This is a genomic window from uncultured Paraglaciecola sp. (assembly GCF_937123705.1).
Classification (GTDB): Bacteria; Pseudomonadota; Gammaproteobacteria; order Enterobacterales; family Alteromonadaceae; genus Paraglaciecola.
Window position 1 is genome coordinate 1 of the sequence record NZ_CAKZKO010000219.1, and the last position, 5397, is coordinate 5397.

Consider the following 5397-nt stretch of genomic DNA (forward strand, 5'->3'; position numbering starts at 1 on the left):
TCAGGTCGAAGCTTTCCGTGGCGGTAATGAAAAGCTGATTGGCTGGTTTGTTGGTCAGACGATGAAGGCAACAGGCGGTAAAGCCAACCCAGGTATGGTGAACCAATTACTTAAAAAGAAGCTTGCTGGATAATCTAGCAGTTTGAAAATAAAAGGGAGCTTTTGCTCCCTTTTATTTTAATGATTTTTGTCATTAAGAATTGCTATTGTGCCAATGATATAGATTGGATTTTTGTCTTCATCTAACAACGGGCAATCTAATGATTCAAAGCGGATATGTTCTTTTTTTAAAAAAGGAAGATTGCCTTCATTCCTAAAACAATGAGACTGTTTTAAAAACTCAGTATAATATCTGGCGAGGCGAACATCTTCGCGTTCTTTTTCCGTTGTCTCCGGGCCGTTTGTACTTATGGTTTTGCCAATGTTGTCATCAAAAATGTTATGGGCGCTTTCTCCGTGGACGCGAAATTCATAATCGGTGTCGCTGAGTCTTTTGACGAGGAAAATATCTGACACCAGGTCAATATGATCAAGAATATCAAAGTCACTTTTAAAAGGAATATTGGGGGCAAAGGAAAGCCACCACTCTAGCAACGTCTTATTGTTTAATCCTATGAGTTCATCTGGTGATGTAACTGGGTAATACCTAAGTACTTCGTATCTCGTTTTTGTCACGCTAACTACTCTCGATGGCAATTTTCATTGAAAAGTATAAGTAGAAAGCCGTAATCAAATTCTTAATTTTGATGTAAAACTTTACCTTTGTATCCTTTGGGTAATATAAAATAAGAAGTAAGGATATTCATTGTGTATTTTGGTAGGGTTTTGGCTGGATGTCATTTTTTTCGAAACTTTTTGGTTTTTCTTCACAAAATACAGAGGAGGCTAAGTCTAAAGACGAGCCTGTTATGTACGAAGGCTATGCGATTGTTCCATCGCCAGATAAAGCCGATAGTGGCCAATGGCGTTTGAGTGGCTATATTAAGAAGCTCAATGAGAATCCGGATGATCCCGAAATGGAACGCTTTTTTCTGAGGGCAGATACTTTTCCTACACGGGAAGAAGCCGTTGAATTTACAGTCCGTAAAGGACGGCAGATTATTGATGAACAGGGTAAACGACTGTTTGCAAATGGAGAGCCAACAGGTCGTGCTTGACCATAATCGCGGCAAGCTATGGAGTTAATTGTTTTCAACAATTGACGGTTTGACGAGTATATGCAGATTTCTGGAACCATATACTGCACCGACTTTATTTTTAAAAAAATGGGAGATGAGTGGCGTTTTACTTAATAGTGGCAGTTGACTGTTCTCTTCAGTCGCGACCTTGGCTTCGTTTGATGCTATCCGATAGCTGTAATCACTATTCAGAAGGTCGATGCGTTCACTTGAATAACTTGTTGCTCCTAAATTCAGGATAAGGTTTTTACCAATTGGGGGAACCTGTTGATCCAGGCGGGTGATTTCCTGTTCCAGATCAAAATCTGGCATGATCTCTGTCACTGCTTGCGGCCTGTTTGGAACAAGATCTAAAATCAATGAATTATTGTGTGTGTAGGCAAGGCCCAGCTTGTTTTGAGGGGAAAAATCATCGCTGTCGTATGTTTTCTCGAACAAACTGCCAAATAGAGGCACAGACTTGGGAACTGAAAGCCTGTTTTCATTGTTACGCGTTATTGATCTGAGACTTATTATCTTCAGAAAATAAACTGTGAGGGCAGTGAGGATAATAATATTATTTATCTGGATTAAAGTTGAGAGGGTTTCCAGTCGTATAAACCCGGGATTTTGCCACGTTTCTGTCAGGTCTTTTCTGTCTTTATCTGATTCGTGATCAGATTTCTTATTGCTGGCTATTGAGGGGGTTAGGGGGTGTGATACCGCAAGTGTCGTCAGCGCGGTAATAAATTTACGTCGGGAAAATGTCATTCGTGCCTCCGGATTTTTATAGGGAAACCGCACATATTCATCCTCTATAAGCTCGAAGATAACACAATCTGTCCTGCTGTGTTGAAAAAGAAGCAAGGGGCTGTTCATTGCAACTTATGTGTTTCAGATTGTTTCTTTGTCGAAGCTCTTAATTTTTTACATTCATTAACGAAAACACTCAAAAATTATTGGGTAGCAAAATATGAGAAGCCCTTAAGCGTGTTATATATGAATATCCTAATTATTTTATCATGTTGATTTTTTATCGATACTTGGTTTTTAGTAATTTATTCTGAGCATCTGAAACTAAGAGTTTTCATTCCTTTTTGTTCCGCCTATTGTTTGGCTGAATTAATAAAGGAGTATGTTATGGGTACTAAGGATAAGGCTGAAACACTTTTGGCACAGGCTGGACATTATCTGGATAAAGAGAGCGGCTCTGTTGTCCCGCCAATCCAGCCGTCAACAACCTTTGCCCGTAACGAACAAGGGGAGCTTTATAACAGCAACCGCATTTACGCACGTGATCAGAGCGTAAATGCTGAAATGGCTGAAGCTATTCTTTGTGAGCTAGAGGCCGGATCTTCTTGTAAGTTGTTTGGTTCTGGGATGGCAGCGGCAACGGCGCTTGTGCAAACACTTCGTCCCGGCGACAGGATAGTTGCGCCGACGGTTATGTATTGGTCTCTTCGTGCATGGCTTATCTCTTTTTGTGCGGACTGGAATATCGATCTTGCTTTTTATGATCCGCAGAACGAAGCGGATATGATTGATGTGGTGAAGGCCGCGCCGACTGCAATTTTATGGATAGAAACCCCGGCCAACCCAACTTGGGAAGTTGTCGATATCAGAAAAGCTGCTGATTTGGCGCATTCCGTAGGGGCACAGTTGGTTGCTGATTCTACTGTTTCAACGCCACTGATCACAAAGCCAATTGAATTTGGTGCGGATTTTGTATTTCATTCCGCGACCAAATATATAAATGGCCATAGCGATGTTGTTGCTGGTGCTGTAATTGCTGCGAAAGAAGATCAGCGATGGGAGCGTCTGTGTAAAATCCGCGCTCAACAAGGCGGGATCTTGGGGCCGTTTGAAAGTTGGCTTCTACTTCGTGGAATGCGAACCATGCACATCCGCGTTGAACGTGCATGTGAAAATGCGATGAAGCTGGCGCAGCACTTCGATGGGCGCGCTGGTGTAAAAGAGGTGATCTATCCCGGGCTTGCATCCCATGCAAACCATGAAGTGGCCGCCAAACAAATGAGGGGTGGTTTTGGCGGAATGTTGTCTATCCGATTTGAAGGTGGAAAAGATACTACCGCAGCAATTATGGGGCGCATGAAACGCTTTGTTAGGGCGACATCTTTGGGCGGTGTGGAGAGCCTTGTTGAGCATAGGGCACTGGTTGAGGGCGAGGGGACCCCTGTTCCTGATGATCTACTCCGTTTTTCCATTGGTATTGAGAATGTTGAGGATTTGATAGAAGATCTAAAGGCGGCCATTCGGGGGTAATCGTGAAGAATTTTGTTCGTATTTCGATTATCACATCAATGGATCGGCACAGCGCGATACATAAATTGAGTACAGCAATTAGCCAGAGCGGTGGGTGGGTAAGTGATCACACTTTACTTTCTAATAAGGCAGCAACGATTAATTTCGAAATAGATGACGTGCCCGCCTATAAAGAGCTCCTTTCAAAGTTGGATGAAGCCACGCTGAACCCTAGTACTGAACTAGAAAAAATAGGTAATAAAAATAATGCCATTCAGGGGCAGTTAACGGTTACCTTCATTCATGATGCCCCTGATCTCAAGCGGGATATTCCTGCTTTGGGTAGTGGGTAGGTAGCTAAGTTCGTCGTTGATTATAGATAATCGGAAAAATTTGGATACATAATCACGCTATAAATTAGTGTGATCGGGATAATGAGCCATGTGATAATTTTCTCGGCCGTTTCTTGTTGGGCCGTGAACTTTCTGATTATTAAGTAGATAATCAGGCTTGATGCCATGCAAATTAAAAAGGTGGTTAATCCGTCATTGTGCCAAGTGTCTTTAACGATCATCCAATAGTTTGCGCTAAAATCATTCCCTTGTGCGGCTGCCCACCGAACAAGCCCTGCGGTAAAAGCCAGTTGTGTAACGATACCCAATATTAAGGCTGAGAGAAAACATTTGATAATAACGCCGTAGTGCCGATGCATAATGGTTTACCTGAAAATGTTATGTTGGTTTTTGGAGAAAACGTCAGTAGATATGATTTTGAAGGTATGGGTGGAGTGTTAGGTATAATTGTTAATTACAAGTATTTTTAGTTGCTAGGGCCTAAGACACTTCTGACGACACGGTGGAATATTTTTGTTCCTGTTTCAATTAGTTCGTCAGGGAAATCATAATCAGGATTGTGAAGTTGATCCTAATGAGTAGTCTTGCTCAACTGAATCAGATAACGGTGATGATAGAGGGTATAACCCTTGTTTAGTGAACAAAAACTTACCAGTCTGTAAAAAATGACTGAGCAAGAAATAAAATTACAAATTGCTGAAGTTGCTGGCACTTGGGTGGCAGCAATATCAGTTGTGATTGGTGGCTTGTTTGGAATATATCAATATCTTGAGCACAAATCTGCAGTTCGAGTTGACCGCTCTATGGCTTTTGTTGAACGTTATCAAGGTAACAGTACTTTGGTTGCTGCAAGAGTGAAAATCACTCAGTCTCAAGAAAAACACACTGGTGAATTGAATCAAATTTTACAAGATCCCGCTTTATCTGCCGTACAATTATCTACTAAATACGAAAACGAAATAATCAAACAAATTGAAGAAGAGAAGTTAAATGGAGCCTTAGAGCAACTTTTTACATTTTATGAGCAAATTATATTGTGCCGAGAAATGGAGTTATGCGATGAAGATGTTGCCAAACAATTTTTTGATACCAACGCTCAAGATCTTGTGAATACTTATTATCCCTATATTTGCAAGATCCGTAATCAGTGGCATAACCCTAAACAATATGAAAAAATCACCCAGTTTTATAGCCCTAAATTGAGTTGTTCGTCTTAGTTTAATTTTTATTAAATTCAGATATCTTAGCAACAATACCCGCACTATCTAAACCTAGTTCAGCATACATTTCCTGCTGGGTGCCTTGCATAATAAAGGCATCGGGCAGGCCTAATTGAATTAGCTTGCTAGTATGTTGACTGGATATTAAATACTCTGCTACAGCACTACCAGCGCCTCCCATGATGGCTCCGTCTTCGAGGCTCACAAACAACCCATGAGAATCAGCAAGGGCATCAATCACTTCAGTATCTAATGGTTTAACAAAACGCATATCAATGACAGTGGCGTTGATTTGCTCGGCCGCTTCTAGGGCATAAGGCAATAAAATGCCGAAATTAAGGATAGCGACTTTTTCGCCATTTCTTATGGTGCGACTTTTTCCTAGTTCAAGGGCCGTTAATGATT

Annotated in this window: 9 protein-coding genes; 5 read left to right on the top strand and 4 right to left on the bottom strand. The window is 41.3% G+C overall.

Annotation, left to right across the window (positions count from 1 at the left end):
• Positions 1 to 133, top strand: a 133-nt coding sequence (locus Q0688_RS27065) for a hypothetical protein (RefSeq protein ID WP_299085109.1), incomplete at its 5' end; no start/stop codon positions are given.
• 44 nt (positions 134 to 177) lie between these two features.
• On the opposite strand, the gene Q0688_RS27070 is transcribed toward Q0688_RS27065, so the two are convergent.
• Positions 178 to 675, bottom strand: a complete 498-nt coding sequence (locus Q0688_RS27070) for a hypothetical protein (RefSeq protein ID WP_299085085.1) — start codon at positions 673 to 675, stop codon at positions 178 to 180.
• Between the two features lie 158 nt (positions 676 to 833).
• Here Q0688_RS27070 and Q0688_RS27075 point away from each other — a divergent pair, with 158 nt between their 5' ends.
• The gene (locus Q0688_RS27075; RefSeq protein ID WP_299085088.1) at positions 834 to 1157 is read left to right on the top strand and encodes an HlyU family transcriptional regulator; all 324 of its coding nucleotides are present in this window, start codon (positions 834 to 836) and stop codon (positions 1155 to 1157) included.
• A 24-nt stretch (positions 1158 to 1181) separates the two neighbouring features.
• Here Q0688_RS27075 and Q0688_RS27080 read toward each other — a convergent pair whose 3' ends face one another.
• Positions 1182 to 1928, bottom strand: a complete 747-nt coding sequence (locus Q0688_RS27080) for a hypothetical protein (RefSeq protein ID WP_299085090.1) — start codon at positions 1926 to 1928, stop codon at positions 1182 to 1184.
• Positions 1929 to 2297: 369 nt separating this feature from the next.
• On the opposite strand from Q0688_RS27080, the gene Q0688_RS27085 reads away from it, so the two are divergent.
• Both Q0688_RS27085 and Q0688_RS27090 read left to right on the top strand, forming a co-directional pair.
• Positions 2298 to 3440 carry a PLP-dependent aspartate aminotransferase family protein gene (locus tag Q0688_RS27085; RefSeq protein WP_299085093.1) on the top strand — a complete coding sequence of 381 codons (1143 nt, stop codon included), beginning with the start codon at positions 2298 to 2300 and terminating at the stop codon, positions 3438 to 3440.
• A gap of 2 nt (positions 3441 to 3442) precedes the next feature.
• Positions 3443 to 3772: a hypothetical protein gene (locus tag Q0688_RS27090; RefSeq protein WP_299085096.1), complete on the top strand. Its 330-nt coding sequence runs from the start codon at positions 3443 to 3445 to the stop codon at positions 3770 to 3772.
• A gap of 20 nt (positions 3773 to 3792) precedes the next feature.
• Here Q0688_RS27090 and Q0688_RS27095 read toward each other — a convergent pair whose 3' ends face one another.
• A complete protein-coding gene (locus Q0688_RS27095) occupies positions 3793 to 4131 on the bottom strand; it encodes a hypothetical protein (protein WP_299085099.1) in 339 nt (112 codons plus the stop codon).
• A gap of 306 nt (positions 4132 to 4437) precedes the next feature.
• Here Q0688_RS27095 and Q0688_RS27100 point away from each other — a divergent pair, with 306 nt between their 5' ends.
• A complete protein-coding gene (locus Q0688_RS27100; protein ID WP_299085102.1) occupies positions 4438 to 4989 on the top strand; it encodes a hypothetical protein in 552 nt (183 codons plus the stop codon).
• 1 nt (position 4990) lies between these two features.
• On the opposite strand, the gene Q0688_RS27105 is transcribed toward Q0688_RS27100, so the two are convergent.
• On the bottom strand, positions 4991 to 5397 hold a 407-nt coding region (locus Q0688_RS27105; protein WP_299085106.1), incomplete at its 5' end, for a transketolase C-terminal domain-containing protein.

What these genes read in the sequence shown, in the direction of transcription:
- Q0688_RS27100 (WP_299085102.1), top strand. Translation starts at nt 4,438, where the DNA reads ATGACTGAGCAAGAAATAAAATTACAAATTGCTGAAGTTGCTGGCACT.
- Q0688_RS27075 (WP_299085088.1), top strand. Translation starts at nt 834, where the DNA reads ATGTCATTTTTTTCGAAACTTTTTGGTTTTTCTTCACAAAATACAGAG.
- Q0688_RS27080 (WP_299085090.1), bottom strand. Translation starts at nt 1,928, where the DNA reads ATGACATTTTCCCGACGTAAATTTATTACCGCGCTGACGACACTTGCG.
- Q0688_RS27085 (WP_299085093.1), top strand. Translation starts at nt 2,298, where the DNA reads ATGGGTACTAAGGATAAGGCTGAAACACTTTTGGCACAGGCTGGACAT.
- Q0688_RS27095 (WP_299085099.1), bottom strand. Translation starts at nt 4,131, where the DNA reads ATGCATCGGCACTACGGCGTTATTATCAAATGTTTTCTCTCAGCCTTA.